This window comes from Stenotrophomonas sp. C9D9 (assembly GCF_056491205.1).
Window position 1 is genome coordinate 500,428 of the sequence record NZ_JBSZIF010000004.1, and the last position, 18,082, is coordinate 518,509.

Here is an 18,082-nt window from a genome sequence, read left to right on the forward strand (position 1 = left end):
GCCTAGAATGCGGGCATGACCACGCTGTTCATTTCCGACCTGCACCTGGACCCCAGCCGTCCGGAGATCACCGACCTGTTCCTGCGCTTCCTGCGCGAGCAGGCGCCCGGCGCCGATGCGCTGTACATCCTCGGCGACCTGTTCGAGGCCTGGATCGGCGACGACACGCCCTCGCCCGCCGCCGATGCGGTGGCCGATGCGTTGAAGGTGCTGTCCGACAGCGGTGTGCCGGTGTACTTCATCCGCGGCAACCGCGACTTCCTGCTCGGTGAGGACTACGCGCGCCGTGCCGGCCTGCGCATCCTGCCCGACCCGTGCATGATCGAACTGTACGGCCGCCCGGTGCTGCTGCAGCACGGTGACCTGCTGTGCACCGATGACATTCCCTACCAGCAGTTCCGTGCACAGACGCGCGACCCGGTGTTCCAGGCGCAGTTCCTGTCGCAGCCGCTGGCTGCTCGCATCGCCTTCGCGCAGAAGGCGCGCGAAGCCAGCCAGGCGCGCCAGTCCGAGATGAAGCAGGACGATCGTGCGCAGTTCGAGTCGGTGACCGACGTGGCCCCTGCCGAAGTCGATGCCACCTTCGTGCGCCATGGCGTGGACACCATGATCCATGGCCATACCCATCGGCCGGCCATCCACACGCTGCAGGCCGGTGGACGCGAGCGCACCCGCATCGTGCTCGGCGACTGGTACGAACAGGGTTCGGTGCTGCGCGTGGATGCCAACGGCTGGTCGCTGGATACCCTGGCCCGCGAATAGCGGATCGCAAGGTGCCAACCAAGGTTGGCATCTACCAGAGCAGGTGCATGCGCCCGGGTAGACGCCGACCTTGGTCGGCGCTTGGACTCAGCGGAAGGCCGCGATGGTGGCCTTGGTGTTGACCAGCACGCGCTGGTTGTCGGCGGTGCTGGCATTGCCCATCGGGATGCCGTTGTAGCTGATGTTAGGGTTGGACCAGTAGTTCAGGCGCGGGCAGCTGCGGGTGCAGTTGTAGGCCATGATCGTGCGCCAGCCGGTGCCGGTGGCCGGCTCGTAGCGATAGCCGTGGCCATAGGCATACGGCGAGGTGCTCGAGTCGGTGGCGATGTCATGCCGCGCACTCTGCAGATGGCCGATCTCGTGCGCGAACGAGTAGTAGCCGGTCGCGCAATCCCAGTACACCGCCGCGAACGCGGTCGAGGCCGTCGAGCCGATACCCGATGCCAGGCCGCAATACGCCGTGTTATTGATCAGCAGTACGCCCACGTCGGCCGCGTAGGTGTTCCGGCTGGTGTGGATGCTGTCCATGTAGCCGTCGCTGGTACCACGGAAGCGCGCCAGGTCAGTATCGAAGCTGCCCGATTCGGTGTAGTTGGTGGTCTCGTAGCGGGCCAGTTCCATGGTGATGCCAACGTTGCTGTTGACATAGCCCTGGTTGGACTCGGCCACCGCCAGCTGCACCAGCGACTGCATGTTGCCACCATAGGCGGTGACGGCGGCATTGGTCGCCACCACCAGCACGCGGATGGTGGCCGGCGTGCCGGACGAAGCCTGGGCGATACCGAGGCGATCGTTGTTGCCCATCGGGATCTTCGGCAGCTGATTGTAATCGGCCGGATGGTCGGCCGGCATGCGCGACTCATCCACTTCCACCAGCACGTGGCGGTTGCCCAGCGGGCGCAGGCGGTACAGCTTTCCATCCTTGCGGATCGAGCCGGTGATGGTATCGCCCGAGCGCACCAGGATCAGCGAATTGCCGGGATCGTCCTGGCCGTTGGAGGTGGCCGCGGTCAGCTTGTCCGAGGGCGAACGGAACTGGCCGTACCAGATGCTGCCGCCATCGGGCAGCGCCTGGACCTTGCTGCGCACCGCCTGCACGCGCTGGCCGAGCAGTTCGAATTCCAGCTGCGGCTGTGCAGTGGCGGCTGCATCGACACGCACTTCCTGTACCGTCGCCGTGGACGGGGTGGCCAGCAGCTTGCCGAGTGCGGGCTCACTGCTTGCCGATGCGCGGCTGATGACCGTCACCGGCTCGAACAACGGTGCCGCATGCGCGGCCGCTGCCACCGACAAACCCAACACCAGGCCACCTGCCGCTTTACCAATCGATCTGGACAACATTGCGTCGCTCCTTGAATGATGTGAACAGCGTTGATGCAGCACGACCCGGTTTGCCGGGTTTGGCCATATGGCCTGCGCGGGTCGTGTGAATTCAATAGGCGAGTGGAATGAAAGTCAGGATTTGTGATCGACCGCATCTACGTTCAGTCAGGTCAAAAGCGTCACTACACTTCGCCAATACACCGCTTTCGCGCTACCGTGACGCAGCCACGACGGGGAATGCACATGGCACCATCGCAGGACACGGACGAAGATGTCGGCTTGCTGCGGATCGGCCTGTTCTTCGATGGCACCCGCAACAACGCACACAACCTGGCACGTGGTCGACCACAGCTGCCGCAGCCGCGCCCGGCACAGTTGCGTGCCGATGATGATTCGACCTACCAGAGCCGGCTGACCAGCAGCTACGACAACGGCCTGACCAACATCGCGCGCCTGCAGCAGCTGTACCCGGACAGCCGCCGCGATGCGATGGCCGCGCCTTCGCTGTCGATCTATGTGGAAGGCGTGGGCACCCGCGATGATGCCGATGATGATCTGATCGGCCTGGCCTTCGGCATCGGTGCCAGCGGTATCCGCGCAAAGGTGCAGCGCGCGCTGCAGGTGCTGCTGCCGGCTGCGCTTGCAGAACTGTCCACGCGTTGGCGGCAACCGCTGCGTCGCGTGCAGCTGGATCTGTTCGGGTTTTCGCGAGGCGCTGCCGCGGCACGTGATATCGCCAACCAGCTGCAGGGCTGGGATTCCGTTCGCTGGCGGCAACTGCTGCAGTCGTCCGGTCTGGCCTGTGCGGCGGACTTCGCTCCTGTCCTGCCGGTGCTGCGTTTCATCGGCCTGTTCGATACCGTGGTTGCGGTCAGCGGTGGCCGCGCCGACGAACAACCGCAGCTTGCCCTGCACAAAGGCATCGCTGCACGCGCGGTGCAGCTGACCGCGCGCGACGAACATCGCCAGCACTATCCGCTGACCACGGTGGCACCGCCGTTCACCGAGATCGCACTGCCCGGCGTGCACGCCAATATCGGCGGCGGCTACAACCAGCTGGAGGAAGGCCCCAAGCTGCTCAGCCGCCCACGCCGCCAGCAGCTGCGCCGCCCCCCCGTTGCCGACTACCAGATTCCCTCGCTGGCAATGCTGCAGGCCACCACCGCCTACGCTGAAACGCAGGCCGATGCCGAACGCTGGCGGCAGCAGCTGGGCGTGGACGAAAAGGAAGTCTGGGTGGATGTCTGGCACCAGTGGCAGCAGCAGCGCCGCGCCGGCAGCCGCAGCGTGCTGCTGTCACCTGTGCTGTACGTCACCGCTGCCGTGGTGCTGCGCCGGCGCATCGACTGGCGTTACCAGCTGATCGCGCTGCAGGTGATGCAGCAGCACGCACTCGATGCCGGCGTGCAATGGCGCGGCAACGCCGCCGGGGTTCCCGGCTGGGAGCTGCCCGCCGCCCTGCAGCCGATCGCACGGCGGCTGGTGGCCGGGCAGGCGCTGACCCAGACCCAGGAGGCGTTGTTGCGGCGTCGCTACCTGATGCAGTCGGCGCACTGGAATTTCGATGCACTGGGCGATACCGCACTGACCTACGCCGCCGATGCCGGCGTCAGCGAGCTGCCCTACCGGCCCGGTCCCGGCCTGTTCTACATCAACCGGCCCACCGTGGATGGCAAGCGCGTGGTGTTGCCCAACACATAAAAAAGGGGACGGAGGGGATCAAGTCGTTTATGCATGAACGACTTGATCCCCTCCGTCCCCTTTTTCTGTCAGCCGGCCTGTTCGACCAGGTTGGCGAGCTCGTCGGCATCGAAGCCGGCAAGCAGGCGCGCTTCCATGTTGAACGGCCCATGCAGGTAGCCGCCGGCGTATTCCACCAGCAGTTCCTTGAAGCGCGCACGCGGCTCTACACCGGCGCGATCGCAGTACCAGCGGTACCAGCGCGAACCGGCGGCAACGTGCGCCACTTCCTCGCGCAGGATCACTTCCAGTACGTCGGCGGTTTCGCCATCACCGACATTGCGCAGCTTCTCGATCATGCCCGGGGTGACGTCCAGGCCGCGCGCTTCCAGCACACGCGGTACCAGCGCCATGCGCGCCAAGCCGTCATGCGCGGTCTTTTCGCACATTTCCCACAGGCCGTTGTGCGCGGGGAAATCGGCGTAGTCGTGGCCGTGTGCCTGCAGGCGCTCGCGCAGCAGCATGAAGTGCCGCGATTCGTCGTCGGCACAGCTGACCCAGTCGGCATGGAACGCCGGCGGCAGGCCGCGGAAGCGGTATACCGCATCCCAGGCCAGGTCGATCGCGTTGAGTTCGATGTGGGCGATGGCGTGGATGAAGGCGGCGCGTCCTTCCACGCCGCCCAGGCCGCGCCGCGGCACTTCGCGCGGATGCACCAGCATCAGCCGAGCCGGCCGGCCCGGCATGCGGATCGGTTCCGGTGGCGGCGCATCGGCGGCCACCTTCAGGCGACCGGCACGGAACGCGGCCGCATACGCCTGGGTCAGCGCGACCTTGCGCAGCGGGTCGGCTTCGGCCAGGCACTGCTGCGCTGCGCGCAGCAGGTCACCTCCAACGTCGGGCACCGCAACCACGCCTGGACCTCAGGCGCGGCGCTTGTGCTTGGCGTCGTCCGAACGCAACTGCTGGATGCGCTCGAAGTAGCCAGGCTCGATACCCGTCGGGTAGTGGCCGTTGAAGCAGGACGAATCGAAGTTGCGCAGCGCCGGGTTGCCCTCGCTCACCGCCGCTTCCATGTCTTCCAGATTCTGGTAGATCAGCCAGTCGCAGCCCAGGTGGGCCTCGATCTCTTCCACGGTGCGGTTGTGCGCGACCAGCTCTTCGGCCGCCGGCATGTCGATGCCGTAGATGTTCGGGTAGCGCACCGGCGGTGCCGCGCTGGCCAGGTAGACCTTGCGCGCGCCCGCATCACGGGCCATCTGCACGATCTGCTGGCTGGTGGTGCCACGCACGATCGAGTCGTCCACCAGCAGCACCACGCGGTTGCGGAACTCCAGGTGGATCGGGTTGAGCTTGCGGCGCACCGACTTCACGCGTTCGCCCTGGCCCGGCATGATGAAGGTGCGGCCGATGTAGCGGTTCTTGATGAAGCCTTCGCGGTACTTCACCCCAAGCACGTTGGAGATCTCCAGCGCGGCATCGCGCGAGGTATCCGGGATCGGGATGATGGTGTCGATATCGTGGTCCGGGCGCAGGCGCAGGATCTTCTCGCCCAGCTTGATGCCCATGCGCATGCGCGCCTTGTGCACCGAGACGTTGTCGATCATCGAATCCGGGCGCGCGAAGTACACGTATTCAAAGATGCACGGGGTGTGCTCGGCCGGCTCGGCGCAGATTTCCGAGAACAGCTCGCCGCGCGCGGTGATCACCAGCGCTTCGCCCGGCTGCACGTCGCGTACGCGCTGGAAGCCCAGCACGTCCAGCGCGGCCGACTCGGAGGCCACGATGTACTCGTCGCCCTCGGCATGGCTGCGCTTGCCCAGCACCAGCGGACGGATGCCATGCGGATCGCGGAAGGCGACCAGGCCCAGGCCCAGCACCACGCTGACCACCGCATAGCCGCCCTTGCAGCGGCGGTGCACGCCGGCCACCGCGCGGATCGCGGCTTCCGGGCTGAGCTGGCGCTGCTGTTCCAGCTCATAGGCGAACACATTCAGCAGCACTTCGCTGTCCGAATCAGTGTTGACGTTGCGGCGGTCCTGCTCGAACACCTGCTGGCGCAGTGCCTCGGTGTTGATCAGGTTGCCGTTGTGGGCCAGCGCGATGCCGTACGGCGAGTTGACGTAGAACGGCTGCGCCTCGTCCATGCCTTCTGAGCCGGCGGTCGGGTAGCGCACATGGGCGATGCCGACGCTGCCTTCCAGGGTGGACATGGTGCGTGCATCGAACACATCGCGGACCAGGCCGGTGGCCTTCTGCACCCGCAGGCGGCTGCCATTGGCCGTGGCGATGCCCGCCGCATCCTGGCCGCGATGCTGGAGAACGGTCAAGCCGTCATACAACTGCCCGGCGACGTTCTGGTTGCCGACGATTCCGACGATGCCACACATGGTGCGAGGTCTCCGCTGGGCTGTGCCCAGTTACAAGGAAGGTGGCCGTACCTGGCCGCGGTGGTCGCCGCGCCTGCGGTCGACATTGGCCGGATCGCCCGGCTCGATACTGTCTGGCAGTGCTGGGGCGTCCGGGCGCACTTCGGCCGGATCGTATGCGTCGCCCTGTTCCGCTTTCGCGGGCCGCAGCCATCCGCCGCCCGCCACTACCTGGTTGAGGATGCCATTATCGCCTGCCGCGCCCGGCTTTCCCAAATCGGCGCCGGCGCTCTTTCCCAGCTCCATCAATGCAGATGGGGACAGCATGTCGGTCGGCAAGGTCTTGGGCAGCAGGTCGGCGCCGGGCACCTGCCAGTGCGGCAGCTTCCCGTTCATCCAGGCCACGGCCGGGTTCAGCACCGGGCGGACCGCCGAGCGCTTCCAGGAGGGTTCGGCGGTCAGCGGGGTGAAGCTGGCCAGCAGCACCAGGATCGCCGCGATCAGGCCGCCACGCACGGCTCCCAGCACGCCGCCCAGCAACCGGTCCAGGCTGGTCAGCATGCTGCGGTGGATCATCGCCTTGATGACCATGCCGATCACCGCGACCACGATCATCACGCCAATGCCGACGCCCAGGTAGCCGCCGACGAAGTGCTCGCCGCCGGGCGCGGCCGGGGCCGCCCACCAGCGTGCCGCATCGTTGCCGAAGGCGAAGGCCGCCCACGCGGCCAGCAGCCACGACAGCGTGCCGATGACGATTCCAACAAAGCCACGCAGCATCCCGAGCAGGGTCGAGGCGGCGATCACGATCAGCAGCACCACGTCGATCATGGCGCCCCGCTCCTTCGGCGGCGCTGGCAACGGGCCTGCGCGTGGGTCATGGGTGCGGTCGGACCATGCCGGCCACGCCGACCTTGGCGGCGACCTGCGCCTTCAGCTGCTCGGCGTCAGCGCGGTTGGCCACCGGTCCGACGCGGACGCGATGCAGGGTGCCCTTTTCCGTGCGTACCTGCTCGACGAAAGCACTGAAGCCGGCGGCACGGACCTTGTCGCGCAGCGCATCGGCATCGTTGGCCTGGCCGAACGCGCCCAACTGCACGGCGAAGCCGACGCCACTGGCCGCCGGTGCGGCCGGCGTGGCCGGGGCCGTCGCCGGCTTGCTGGCAGTAGCCTCCGGCTTCGGCTCGGGCTTGGCCTCCGGCTTCGGGGTCTCGGGCTTCGACGCCGGCTTGGGCGGCTCCGGCCGGGTGGTCGCCGTCGGCGTGCTTGGCGGCAGGCTTTCGCTGCGCACCGGGTTGCTGGTGGCCGACGGCGTGGTGGCCGCGGCCGGGGTGCTGGTGGTCGGCGCCGGCGTGGCAGCGACCGCCGCACTGCTGCCTGCCGCCGCGTCCAGCGTGATGACCTCGGCCTTCACGTCGGAACGGATCTTCACCGCCTGCAGCCGGGCGGCCTCGGCCTGGGCACGGTCGGCATACGGCCCGACGCGCACACGCCACGCCTGGCGCCCGCTGATGGTGGTGGTTTCGGCGAAGCCCGGCATCTGCGAGCGCTTCAGGTAGGCGATCACCGCATCGGCGTCGGCCTTGCTGCCGTAGGCGCCGAACGTGACGGCGTAGTTGCCGGCGGCAACCGCCGGAGACGTGTCCACGGTCGGCGGCGTGGCCGGCGCGGCGGCCTCCTGCAGTGGCTTGGCCTGCCCGGTCTGCAGGCCGGTGGCACCACCGGCCGGAGCAACCAGCGGCAGCTCACGGGTTTCGAACTGGCCATCGGCCGGTGCGTCCGGCGCGGCGATCGGCACCGAGGCCACACCGCTGTCCGGCGCCGGTCCCTTGACCAGCATCGGCAGGAAAATCACGGCCAGCGCCACCAGCACGATGGCACCAATCAGACGCTGTTTCAGAGGCGTATCCACGTGAGGCGGCAACTGTCCGGAGGTTGCGGTCGATTATACGGGTGCCGGACCGGACGGCGTCGGCATTGGCTGAACGCGGATCAGGCGGCGTCCTGCAACCATTGCAGCGCGGCAGCAGCGGTATGGAAGGAGCCGAACACCAGTACGCGGTCACCGCGCCCGGCCTGGGCCAGGACCTGTGCCAGCGCCTGTTCGACGGTATCAGCCCGCTGGGCCTTGGCCGCTGCCGTGCCGGCCAGGCGGGCCTGCAACTGGGCAGCGCTCTGACCGCGCGGGCCGTCCAGGCCAGCCAGGGTCCACTCGCCGACCACGTCCTGCAGTGCCTGCACCACGCCCACCGCGTCCTTGTCCTGTAGCGCGGCGTACACCGCCAGGGTGCGCCCGGCCGACGCTTCGGACTTGAGCGCGCGCGCCAGCTGGCCCGCCGCCTGGGGGTTGTGCCCGACGTCGACGCGGACCTGCACACCGTCACGCTCGAACGCCTGCAGGCGGCCGGAGATGCGCGCCGCCGCGATACCGGCAGCCCACGCCGCACGCGGCACCGGCTTGTCCAGTGCGCGCAGCGCAGCGATGGCGGCACCCGCGTTGGCCAGCTGGATCGGGCCGGCCAGCGCCGGTGTCGGCAGTTCCATGCGCAGGCCGACGTCGCGCCAGCGCCAGCGCTGGGCATCGATCGGCTCGTAGAAATAATCGCTGCCACCCCGGATCGCATTGGCACCGACCAGGTAGGCACGCGCCAGCACGCTGGACGGCGGATCGGTCTCGCCCAGGATCACCGGCTTCCAGCCACGGATGATGCCGGCCTTCTCGGTGCCGATCGCTTCGCGGTCTTCGCCCAGCCATTCGGCATGGTCGATGTCCACGGTGGTGATCACTGCCACATCGGCATCGATGATGTTGACCGCATCCAGTCGACCGCCCAGGCCCACTTCCAGTACCGCCAGGTCCAGCCCGGCGTCGGCGAACAACTGCAGCGCGGCCAGCGTGCCGTACTCGAAATAGGTCAGCGTGATGTCGCCACGCGCGGCTTCGACCGCATTGAACGCAGCGACCAGCGCGGCATCGTCCACGTCCTGGCCGTCGATGCGCACGCGCTCGTTGTAGCGCAGCAGGTGCGGCGAGGTGTAGGCGCCGACCTTCCAGCCCGCCGCGCGTGCAATGGCTTCGATGAAGGCCACGGTGGAGCCCTTGCCGTTGGTGCCACCGACCACGATGGTGCGCTGGGCCGGCGTACCCAGGCCCATCGCTGCAGCCACGGCGCGCACGCGCTCCAGGCCCATGTCGATGGTCGCCGGGTGCTGGCGTTCAATGTAGTCCAGCCAGTCGGCCAGGGTGGTCGGGGTGTTCGTCACGGCAGCAGTTCCAGCAGAAGCAGTTGATGCGAGGGGATGGATCAGAGAGCGCGGTGCTTGGCTTCGCCGAAGAACGGCGTGTGGTGGGCGCAGTCGTTCAGGCGCACCACTTCCAGGCTGTCCAGGTCGGCGCCTTCAAGCAGGTTGAGCGTGGTCGGTGCCTGGCGGAAGGTCCACAGGCGCGAGATCGGCAGGCCCAGCACCTTGCACAGGATCACGCGGTTGACCGCGTCATGGGCGACCACCAGCAGGGTGTCGTGCTCGCCAAGGCCTTCGGTGGCGCGGGCCAGGCCGCGCCAGCTGCGCTCCAGCACCAGGCGCAGCGATTCGCCGCCGGGCATCAGCACGGTATCCGGCTCCTCGCGCCAGGCCTGCAGGCGCGACGGATCCTTTTCATTGATTTCGCTGGCCAGCAGGCCTTCCCACTCACCGTGGGCGATTTCCTGCAGCTCCGGCTCGGTCAGCAGCATGTCGGCACGGGCGGCGCCAAGCGCCAGCTGCGCGGTGCGCTGCGCGCGCGACAGCGGCGAGGCGACGGCACGGGTGATGTCCACCGAGGCCAGGCGGGCACCCAGTGCCTGGGCCTGGGCCTCACCGATCGGCGAAAGCGGAATATCGATCTGGCCCTGGTAGCGGCCTTCGGCGTTCCACGGCGTTTCGCCGTGGCGGGCAAGCAGGATGCGCATGCGTGCAAGGGGTCCTGGGGGGAGGAGGTTTCCGCGTTTCGTTCACATCCTGTGAAGTACGCGGAACAGGGATGATACCTGTTCGGCGCACCGGGCCGGGCCGGGCATGAAAAAACCCCGCGACCTGCGTCGCGGGGTTTAGGAGTTTCCAGCCATCGGGTCGAGGTTGCCGGCCAGCGGCCGGTACTACCGCAACCGAGTTACTTGGCCAGGTTCAGTTCCTTCAACAGCTGCGGCGCCGGCGCCACTTCCTGCATGATCCACTGCATGTAGCGGCTGTCGACGGCGATCATGCGGGTCATCACCGGGTCGAACACCCAGTTGGAGCTGACCGATTCCCAGTTGCCATCGAAGGCCAGGCCGACCAGCTTGCCGTTGGCATCCAGCACCGGCGAACCCGAATTGCCGCCGGTGATGTCCAGGTTGGACAGGAAGTTCACCGGCACCGAGCCAATGCGCTTGTCTTCCAGGCCACCGTAACGCTTGGCCTTGACCGCATCGAGCAGCGCCTTCGGCGAATCGAACGGATCTTCGCCGGTTTCCTTCGCCGCCACGCCTTCCAGGGTGGTGAACGGGGTGTACTTCACGCCGTCCTTGCCATAGCCCATGACGTTGCCGAAGGTGATGCGCAGCGACAGGTTGGCGTCGGGGTAGACGAACTCGCCCTGGCTCTTCTTGTAGTCAGCCACGGCCTGCAGGTACAGCGGACGTGCGGTCAGCGATTCGCCTTCGCGGATCTTCTTCTGCTCTTCCTGCTTCAGCAGTGCCGGCATGACGGCCACGGCGTACTGGATGGCCGGATCGCTGCTGGCTTCGAACGCGGCACGGTCGGCCTTGAACCACTTCAGGCGGGTGTCCAGGCTGCCCAGCTCGGTGCCGCTCAGCTTGTTCACCAGCGACTTGACCGCAGCGGCATCGCTGCCGGCCAGCCACTTGTTCAGCACTTCGTTGTCGCGCTGCGCGGCCGGCAGGGCCACGTACTGGTCCAGCCAGTAGGTCTGCAGCTGCTGGTCCATCTTCGCCACGTAGCGGCGGTCCATCTGCTTCAGGCCACCTTCGATGGTGGTCAGGTCGCGTTCCTGGTAACCGGCTTCGCGTTCGGCATCCGGCTTGCTGCGCTCGATCGACAGGCGGTACAGGGTGATCGCTGCGCCAACGGCCGAGGTGTTGTTGAACTGGCCGACGAACAGGTCGCGTTCGCGGGTCGACTTGCTGGTATCCAGATGCTTGAGCAGCTGCGCGTGTGCAGCCAGGGCCGGCTTGCCGGCAGCGCCCTGCTTCTTCAGCCACGCCAGCACGGCGGCTTCTTCAGCCTGCTTCTGGCCAGCGGCGTCGATGCGCTTGAAGCCTTCCAGCTGGCCCAGGTAGTTCTTGGCCACGTTGTTCATGCTGGCGGCGGTGGCGGCGTACTTCACCTTGACGTCGGCGTCGGCCTTGCCGGCGTCGGCGATCATCTTCAGCACCGCGTTGTAGTGCTTGGCGATGGTCGGGTAGGTGAAGCTGGCGGTTTCGTTGAACTCACCGGCCAGTGCGTAGCGGTTGGTGCGGCCTGGGTAGCCAGCCACCATCACGAAGTCGTCGGCGCCCAGCGGCTGGTCGGCGAACTTCAGGAAGTGCTTGGGCTGGTACGGCACGTTGTCGGCGGCGAAGGCAGCCGGCTTGCCGTCCTTGCCCACATAGGCGCGGTAGAACGAGAAATCGCCGGTGTGGCGCGGCCACATCCAGTTGTCGACGTCACCGCCGAACTTGCCGACGCTGCCCGGGGGTGCGTAGACCAGGCGCACGTCCTTGATTTCCATGTTGCGGAACAGGCGGTAGGTGTTGCCGCCAGAGAAGCTGTACAGGCGGCAGCGGAAGCCGGCGTCGGCTTCACAGGCGGCCACCTGGGCCTTGTCGAAGGCGTCCAGCGCGCGGCTGCGGGCCAGCGGGTCGTTGCCGGCGGCAGCGATGGCGGCCTTGGCCTGGGTGGTGACGTCGGTGATCTGGTCGAGCACGAACACGCGGGCGTTCGGTCCGGCGCTCAGTTCGTCCTTCAGGGTCGGCGCGTTGAAGCCGTCCTTGATCAGGTTCTTCTGCGCGGTCGAATTCAGCTGGATGGCGCCATACGCGCAGTGGTGGTTGGTGACCACCAGGCCCTGCGGCGACACGAAGCTGGCGGTGCAACCGCCGAGGGCGACGACCGCGCCCATCGGGTCGCCGGTGAGGTTGGACAGCTGCTCCGGGGACAGCTTCAGGCCAGCCTTCTGCAGCGGACCGGCGATTTCCGGCAGCTGCTGCGGCACCCACATGCCTTCAGCGGCATGGGCGACCTGGGCCAGCCCGAGGCTGGCGACGATGGAGAATGCAAGCAGGTTCGAGCGCATGGAGCGGCCCCTGGTAGTGGAACCCTCGATTGTAGCCCGCCGCCCTGCCCCGGCCCGAACCCCGGAAGTCATGCAATCAGGTGCTTCCACCGTTCAGCCTCTCCATTGCGATCGGTCAGAGGCGAGAGGCCAGGCCGATGCAGGACACGCCGTAAACCCATCCATGGGGGCTCGGTCGCGCCATCCATGGCGCTCACGGTCCTGCATCGGCCTGGCCTCTCGCCTCCCCACAGTCCCCTGGCCTCGGACGGTAGCGCCGAGCCATGCCCGGCGAGCGAAGCGACGCCGCTGTTCGCAGTACGTTCGAAACGCCCGCCGGCGCACGCCTTTCGTTCCGCCATTGCACCCGCAGCGCAACATGGGAAATCCGCGCGGCACCCTATAATCCGCGCTTTCCCCCTGACGAGTTCCACCCCGATGGCGCAGCAAACGATGAAGGCCCTGGTCAAGCGCGAAGCGGCCAAGGGCATCTGGCTGGAAGAAGTTCCGGTTCCGACCCCGGGCCCGAACGAGGTCCTGATCAAGCTGGAGAAGACCGCGATCTGCGGCACCGACCTGCACATCTACCTGTGGGACGAGTGGAGCCAGCGCACCATCAAGCCGGGCCTGACCATCGGCCATGAGTTCGTCGGCCGCATCGCCGCGCTCGGCTCGGCGGTGACCGGCTATGAGATCGGCCAGCGCGTCTCGGCCGAAGGCCATATCGTCTGCGGCCACTGCCGCAACTGCCGTGGCGGCCGCCCCCACCTGTGCCCGAACACCGTCGGCATCGGCGTCAACGTCAACGGCGCCTTCGCCGAATACATGGTGATGCCGGCCAGCAACCTGTGGCCGATCCCGGACCAGATCCCGTCGGAACTGGCCGCGTTCTTCGACCCGTACGGCAACGCCGCACACTGCGCGCTGGAATTCGACGTGATCGGCGAAGACGTGCTGATCACCGGCGCCGGTCCGATCGGCATCATCGCCGCCGGCATCTGCAAGCACATCGGTGCGCGCAACGTGGTGGTGACCGACGTCAACGACTTCCGCCTGAAGCTGGCCGCCGACATGGGCGCGACGCGCGTGGTCAACGTCGCCAACCAGTCGCTGAAGGACGTGATGAAGGAACTGCACATGGAGGGCTTCGACGTGGGCCTGGAAATGAGCGGCAACCCGCGCGCGTTCAACGACATGCTCGACTGCATGTACCACGGCGGCAAGATCGCCATGCTCGGCATCATGCCCAAGGGCGCCGGCTGCGACTGGGACAAGATCATCTTCAAGGGCCTGACCGTGCAGGGCATCTACGGCCGCAAGATGTACGAGACCTGGTACAAGATGACCCAGCTGGTGCTGTCCGGCTTCCCGCTCGGCAAGGTGATGACCCACCAGCTGCCGATCGACGAGTTCCAGAAGGGCTTCGACCTGATGGAAGAAGGCAAGGCCGGCAAGGTGGTATTGAGCTGGAATTGACCCTTCGCCGAGCGCGATGGGTGGGTGCCGAGCTTGCTCGGCACACCTTGAAACTGAAAAAGGCGCCCGATGGGCGCCTTTTTCTTTGCCATCCCGATGTTGCCGGCCAGCGGCCGGCACTACCGGTAACGCCTGCGGCGTTACTTCCCGATGGCCACGGTCAGCAGCACGCGGCTGTGTGCCAGCTTGCCCGAGTTCTCGCGGCCATTGCCGTCGGTACCGTAGTAACCCAGGCCGACGTTGAACAGGCCGAACTGGCGGCTGACGCCGACGTTCCAGTCGGTGTAGTCCTTGGCCAGGCCCTTCTCGAAGCTGCTGCGGCCGACGTTGGCGTTCAGCGTGAAGTCCTGCGGCAGGCCCCACTGGCCGCCGACGCCGTAGTACCAGCCATCGGTGCCGCTGTTCCACTGGTCGTTGGTGTAGGCCACGGTCAGCTTGTAGGTGTCGTCGAGCGTGGTGGTGGTCACCAGCTCGTTGTAGTTCTGGTGGCTGGCACCGATGTAGGTGTAGCGGTTCAGCAGCACGTCGAAGTTGACGCGCGAAGTGACGTCCACGCCGTAGCCGATCTGGTAGTCGATCTCGGTGTTCGGGTCACCCGGACCGAAGTCCACGCCCGAACCCCACACACCGGCATACAGGCCCACCGGCGAGGTGTAGGTGAAGCCCGCCTGCAGGGTCGGCTTCTCGTCGGTCTGCGACACGCCACGGAACAGGTAGTCGGAAACGGCGGTGACATTCCAGCTGTACGGCGATTCGTTCTCCTGCGCGCTGGCGGCGAACGGGGCGGCCAGGGTCAGGGCAGCGGCAATGGCGAGGCAGGCACGGGCGTGCTTCATGAGCGTCTCCGGTGGGGGCGGTGGCGTGACGTGGAAGGCGGGAGCGGCCGGAGCGCGACAGCTCCGGTTCACGAATTCTTAACCACTTTGCTATTGCGATGCAACATGTGCCGGCCGTGGCGATGCCCCATCCGGCCCGGTTGGTGACCGACGATGCCCGGTAGAATCAGCGGTTTCCCCGTTCAGAGCCGTGCCCACGCCATGACCGACGCCTCCTCCGCCCTGACCCGCCACTACGCCGAGGAACTGGACGCCATCCGCGCCCAGGGCCTGTTCAAGTCCGAGCGGATCATCACCAGCCCGCAGTCGGCCGAGATCACCCTCGACGACGGCCGCAAGGTGCTGAACTTCTGCGCCAACAACTACCTGGGCCTGGCCGACCATCCGGACCTGATCCAGGCCGCCAAGGACGCACTGGATACCCACGGCTTCGGCATGGCCTCGGTGCGCTTCATCTGCGGCACCCAGGACCTGCACAAGCAGCTGGAGAAGCAGATCGCCGATTTCTTCGGCAAGCAGGACACCATCCTGTATGCAGCCTGCTTCGATGCCAACGGTGGCCTGTTCGAGCCGCTGCTCGGCGAGAACGACGCGATCATTTCCGACGCGCTGAACCATGCTTCGATCATCGACGGCGTGCGCCTGTGCAAGGCCAAGCGCTTCCGCTACGCCAACTGCGACATGGCCGATCTGGAAGCCCAGCTGCAGGCCGCCGATGCCGCCGGCTGCAAGACCAAGCTGATCACCACCGACGGCGTGTTCTCGATGGACGGCTTCATCGCGCCGCTGGACGAGATCACCGCGCTGGCGAAGAAGTACAACGCACTGGTGCACATCGACGAATGCCACGCCACCGGCTTCCTTGGCGCCACCGGCCGTGGTTCGGCCGAGGTCAAGGGCGTGCTGGAGAAGATCGACATCATCACCGGCACCCTGGGCAAGGCCATGGGCGGCGCACTGGGCGGCTTCACCTGCGCCAGCGCCGAAGTGATCGAACTGCTGCGCCAGCGCTCGCGCCCGTACCTGTTCTCCAACTCGCTGCCGCCGCATGTGGTGGCCGCCGGCATCAAGGCGTTCGAAATGCTGGCTGCCGCCGACGACCTGCGCAGCACCCTGGCCGAGAACACCGCCTACTTCCGCGAGAAGATGACCGCCGCCGGTTTCGATGTGAAGCCGGGCGTGCATCCGATCAGCCCGGTGATGCTGTATGACGCACCGTTGGCGCAGAAGTTCGCCGAGCGCCTGCTGGAAGAAGGCATCTACGCGATCGGCTTCTTCTTCCCGGTGGTGCCCAAGGGCCAGGCCCGCATCCGTACCCAGATCAGCGCCGCGCACAGCCGCGAGCACCTGGACCGCGCGATCGATGCCTTTACCCGCATCGGTGTCGAGCTGGGCGTGGTCAAGGGCTGAACCCACCGGTCAAAGCGTGCCGACCAAGGTCGGCACCTACCGGGGCTTGAGGGCGTGCCGACCAGGGTCGGCACCCACGGGCATTACTTCTTTTTCTTCTTGCCCTTCGGCTCTTCCTTGCTGGCCACCACCACCGGCTTGGCGGCAGCGTCCTGGCCGTTGCCCTTGGCAACGCGGATGCCGTTTGCCTTCATCCAGGCATCGAACTCATCGGCGGTCATTTTCTTGTCGCCGTCGCTCATCAGGAAGCGGTAGCTGCCGCGACCATCCAGCTCCGGGGTCTTCACTTCCACCACCGGGGTCTCGGCAGGCGTTTCCGCCTTGGCCACCTTCTTGTGGCCGCCACAGGCGGTCAGCAGCACCATCGGCAGCAGCAGGCCTGCACAGCGCAGGGTTTGGTTGAGGGTCGGGTGGTACATGGCAGGCTCCGTTCGGGAAATTCAACAACCAGGCGCCCCCTACGCCTGGAACGGTGGCCGGCAACTGCCGGCCGCGGGCGATGATCAGCCCGGTGCAGCGGCCCCCAGCCGCTGCTGGTCACTGACCTCCAGCACCCGCCATTGCCCCTTGCCGAGATCGCCGAGCAGCAGCCCACCGATCGCGACCCGGACCAGGCGCAGCACCTGCAGGTCGAAGGCCGCCAACAGGCGGCGGATATGACGGTTGCGGCCCTCGTCGAGGACCACCTCCAGCCATGCGGTCTTGTCGCCACTGCGCAGCACGCGCACGGCCTGGGCGACGAGGAACTCGCCCTCGTCCTCGACACCGGCGCGCAGCGCAGCCAGGGTGTCCTCGTCGGGCAGGCGATCCACCTGCACGTGATAGGTCTTCTGCGGGCCGGTCTCTGGATCGGTCAGGCGCGCCGCCCACTGCGGATCATTGCTGAACAACAGCAACCCTTCGCTGGCCTTGTCCAGGCGCCCGACCGGCGCGATCCACGGCAGGCCGGCACCATCAAAGCAGCGATACACGGTGTCTCGGCCACGCTCATCCTGCGCGGTGGTCACCACCCCACGCGGTTTGTTGAGCATCAGGTACAGGCGCTGCGGCGCGCCCATGGGCTGGCCGTCGACCTCGATCGGCGGCGCCGGCTGGCCAATCGGGAATTCGGGATCACGGACGATGCGGCCGGACACGCGCACGCGGCCCTCGGCAATCCAGCGCGCGGCCTCGCTGCGCGAGCACACGCCGGCCTTGGACAGCACGCGCGCCAGGCCATGGCGCACGCCACTGGAGACGTTCGGAACCGCACGCCCACGCGGTGCGTGGGAGCGGGCGGCGGGGGCAGCAGGTGGGCGGCGCGTGCGCAAGCCTCTGCTCCCCGCAGCGCTTACTTCTTGTCGACCGGCTTGGTCTCAGCCGGTGCTTCGGCCGCAGCCGGAGTAGCGGCCGGAGCCGGACGCGCCTTGACCACGCGCACACCGCGCGCCTTCATCCAGGCGTCGAATTCTTCAGCCGTCATGCGCTTGCCGTTCTGGCTCATGTCGAAGCGCCACGGCGTGTTGTCGAACTCGGTCTGCGGCTTGTAGGCCGCCGGATCGTTCGGCTTCACGGCCGGCGCGCTCGGGATGGCCTTGGCGATGTTCTGGCAGCCATCGATGCGCAGGCGCTGCAGCACCTGGTCCAGCGACTGCGACGGATCGTAGTTGCTGCTCAACACGCCAGCCGGCATGCCCAGCTGGTTGCCACGGATGTACAGCTCGTCGGCCACCGGTGCGATGGTCGTGGCGGGCAACGGCAGCGGCGACGCGCTGGTGTTGACCGAGCAATCGACCGCAGCGTGGGCGGCGGGAACCAGGGCCAGCGCCACGAAGGCGGCCGATGCAGAGCGCAGCATGAGGGACATCCACGAAAGGAAGTGACGCGGCGAGTTTAGCAATGCCGCGTCAGCTTTCAAGCGCCACTTTCAATGAATACGGCAACTCATTGGTTTT

The 18,082-nt window shown here is 67.0% G+C and carries 16 protein-coding genes; 4 read left to right on the plus strand and 12 right to left on the minus strand.

Annotated elements, in window-relative coordinates:
• Positions 1 to 15 precede the first annotated feature (15 nt).
• A complete protein-coding gene (gene lpxH, locus ACXI0D_RS07775) occupies positions 16 to 762 on the plus strand; it encodes a UDP-2,3-diacylglucosamine diphosphatase (protein WP_049446708.1) in 747 nt (248 codons plus the stop codon).
• A gap of 87 nt (positions 763 to 849) precedes the next feature.
• Here lpxH and ACXI0D_RS07780 read toward each other — a convergent pair whose 3' ends face one another.
• Positions 850 to 2,103, minus strand: coding sequence for a zinc-dependent metalloprotease (locus tag ACXI0D_RS07780; RefSeq protein WP_049446710.1), 1,254 nt, complete (start codon positions 2,101 to 2,103; stop codon positions 850 to 852).
• A 225-nt stretch (positions 2,104 to 2,328) separates the two neighbouring features.
• On the opposite strand from ACXI0D_RS07780, the gene ACXI0D_RS07785 reads away from it, so the two are divergent.
• Positions 2,329 to 3,786 carry a DUF2235 domain-containing protein gene (locus ACXI0D_RS07785; RefSeq protein ID WP_049446712.1) on the plus strand — a complete coding sequence of 486 codons (1,458 nt, stop codon included), beginning with the start codon at positions 2,329 to 2,331 and terminating at the stop codon, positions 3,784 to 3,786.
• A gap of 68 nt (positions 3,787 to 3,854) precedes the next feature.
• On the opposite strand, the gene ACXI0D_RS07790 is transcribed toward ACXI0D_RS07785, so the two are convergent.
• The 7 genes from ACXI0D_RS07790 to ACXI0D_RS07820 form a co-directional block, all read right to left on the minus strand.
• On the minus strand, positions 3,855 to 4,679 hold the full coding sequence (locus ACXI0D_RS07790; protein WP_119007239.1) for a ferritin-like domain-containing protein: 825 nt from the start codon (positions 4,677 to 4,679) through the stop codon (positions 3,855 to 3,857).
• A gap of 9 nt (positions 4,680 to 4,688) precedes the next feature.
• Complete coding sequence (purF, locus tag ACXI0D_RS07795) at positions 4,689 to 6,155, minus strand: amidophosphoribosyltransferase (protein ID WP_479642460.1); 1,467 nt, start codon at positions 6,153 to 6,155, stop codon at positions 4,689 to 4,691.
• Between the two features lie 30 nt (positions 6,156 to 6,185).
• On the minus strand, positions 6,186 to 6,965 hold the full coding sequence (locus ACXI0D_RS07800; protein ID WP_049446716.1) for a CvpA family protein: 780 nt from the start codon (positions 6,963 to 6,965) through the stop codon (positions 6,186 to 6,188).
• 46 nt (positions 6,966 to 7,011) lie between these two features.
• Complete coding sequence (locus tag ACXI0D_RS07805) at positions 7,012 to 8,046, minus strand: SPOR domain-containing protein (RefSeq protein WP_479642461.1); 1,035 nt, start codon at positions 8,044 to 8,046, stop codon at positions 7,012 to 7,014.
• An 80-nt stretch (positions 8,047 to 8,126) separates the two neighbouring features.
• Positions 8,127 to 9,398, minus strand: coding sequence for a bifunctional tetrahydrofolate synthase/dihydrofolate synthase (gene folC / locus ACXI0D_RS07810; protein ID WP_101764990.1), 1,272 nt, complete (start codon positions 9,396 to 9,398; stop codon positions 8,127 to 8,129).
• Positions 9,399 to 9,439: 41 nt separating this feature from the next.
• Positions 9,440 to 10,084: a histidine phosphatase family protein gene (locus ACXI0D_RS07815; RefSeq protein ID WP_010483945.1), complete on the minus strand. Its 645-nt coding sequence runs from the start codon at positions 10,082 to 10,084 to the stop codon at positions 9,440 to 9,442.
• Positions 10,085 to 10,284: 200 nt separating this feature from the next.
• Positions 10,285 to 12,447, minus strand: a complete 2,163-nt coding sequence (locus ACXI0D_RS07820; protein WP_101764989.1) for a S46 family peptidase — start codon at positions 12,445 to 12,447, stop codon at positions 10,285 to 10,287.
• A 432-nt stretch (positions 12,448 to 12,879) separates the two neighbouring features.
• On the opposite strand from ACXI0D_RS07820, the gene tdh reads away from it, so the two are divergent.
• Positions 12,880 to 13,902: an L-threonine 3-dehydrogenase gene (gene tdh / locus ACXI0D_RS07825; protein WP_032955954.1), complete on the plus strand. Its 1,023-nt coding sequence runs from the start codon at positions 12,880 to 12,882 to the stop codon at positions 13,900 to 13,902.
• 140 nt (positions 13,903 to 14,042) lie between these two features.
• Here tdh and ACXI0D_RS07830 read toward each other — a convergent pair whose 3' ends face one another.
• Positions 14,043 to 14,738, minus strand: coding sequence for a TorF family putative porin (locus ACXI0D_RS07830; RefSeq protein ID WP_014036121.1), 696 nt, complete (start codon positions 14,736 to 14,738; stop codon positions 14,043 to 14,045).
• Between the two features lie 201 nt (positions 14,739 to 14,939).
• On the opposite strand from ACXI0D_RS07830, the gene kbl reads away from it, so the two are divergent.
• Positions 14,940 to 16,148, plus strand: coding sequence for a glycine C-acetyltransferase (gene kbl, locus ACXI0D_RS07835; protein WP_005415440.1), 1,209 nt, complete (start codon positions 14,940 to 14,942; stop codon positions 16,146 to 16,148).
• 83 nt (positions 16,149 to 16,231) lie between these two features.
• Here the strand turns inward: kbl and ACXI0D_RS07840 are convergent, their stop codons facing one another.
• From ACXI0D_RS07840 to ACXI0D_RS07850, 3 genes are all read right to left on the minus strand, one after another.
• Complete coding sequence (locus ACXI0D_RS07840; protein WP_049446728.1) at positions 16,232 to 16,567, minus strand: hypothetical protein; 336 nt, start codon at positions 16,565 to 16,567, stop codon at positions 16,232 to 16,234.
• 84 nt (positions 16,568 to 16,651) lie between these two features.
• The gene (locus ACXI0D_RS07845; protein WP_310648430.1) at positions 16,652 to 17,458 is read right to left on the minus strand and encodes a pseudouridine synthase; all 807 of its coding nucleotides are present in this window, start codon (positions 17,456 to 17,458) and stop codon (positions 16,652 to 16,654) included.
• 20 nt (positions 17,459 to 17,478) lie between these two features.
• Positions 17,479 to 17,985 carry a hypothetical protein gene (locus ACXI0D_RS07850; RefSeq protein WP_049446733.1) on the minus strand — a complete coding sequence of 169 codons (507 nt, stop codon included), beginning with the start codon at positions 17,983 to 17,985 and terminating at the stop codon, positions 17,479 to 17,481.
• Positions 17,986 to 18,082 lie beyond the last annotated feature (97 nt).

Excerpts from the sequence above, each read along its gene's own strand:
- lpxH (WP_049446708.1), top strand. The coding sequence starts at position 16 with ATGACCACGCTGTTCATTTCCGACCTGCACCTGGACCCCAGCCGTCCG.
- ACXI0D_RS07780 (WP_049446710.1), bottom strand. The coding sequence starts at position 2,103 with ATGTTGTCCAGATCGATTGGTAAAGCGGCAGGTGGCCTGGTGTTGGGT.
- ACXI0D_RS07785 (WP_049446712.1), top strand. The coding sequence starts at position 2,329 with ATGGCACCATCGCAGGACACGGACGAAGATGTCGGCTTGCTGCGGATC.
- purF (WP_479642460.1), bottom strand. The coding sequence starts at position 6,155 with ATGTGTGGCATCGTCGGAATCGTCGGCAACCAGAACGTCGCCGGGCAG.
- ACXI0D_RS07800 (WP_049446716.1), bottom strand. The coding sequence starts at position 6,965 with ATGATCGACGTGGTGCTGCTGATCGTGATCGCCGCCTCGACCCTGCTC.
- ACXI0D_RS07815 (WP_010483945.1), bottom strand. The coding sequence starts at position 10,084 with ATGCGCATCCTGCTTGCCCGCCACGGCGAAACGCCGTGGAACGCCGAA.
- ACXI0D_RS07820 (WP_101764989.1), bottom strand. The coding sequence starts at position 12,447 with ATGCGCTCGAACCTGCTTGCATTCTCCATCGTCGCCAGCCTCGGGCTG.
- tdh (WP_032955954.1), top strand. The coding sequence starts at position 12,880 with ATGAAGGCCCTGGTCAAGCGCGAAGCGGCCAAGGGCATCTGGCTGGAA.
- ACXI0D_RS07830 (WP_014036121.1), bottom strand. The coding sequence starts at position 14,738 with ATGAAGCACGCCCGTGCCTGCCTCGCCATTGCCGCTGCCCTGACCCTG.
- kbl (WP_005415440.1), top strand. The coding sequence starts at position 14,940 with ATGACCGACGCCTCCTCCGCCCTGACCCGCCACTACGCCGAGGAACTG.
- ACXI0D_RS07840 (WP_049446728.1), bottom strand. The coding sequence starts at position 16,567 with ATGTACCACCCGACCCTCAACCAAACCCTGCGCTGTGCAGGCCTGCTG.
- ACXI0D_RS07850 (WP_049446733.1), bottom strand. The coding sequence starts at position 17,985 with ATGCTGCGCTCTGCATCGGCCGCCTTCGTGGCGCTGGCCCTGGTTCCC.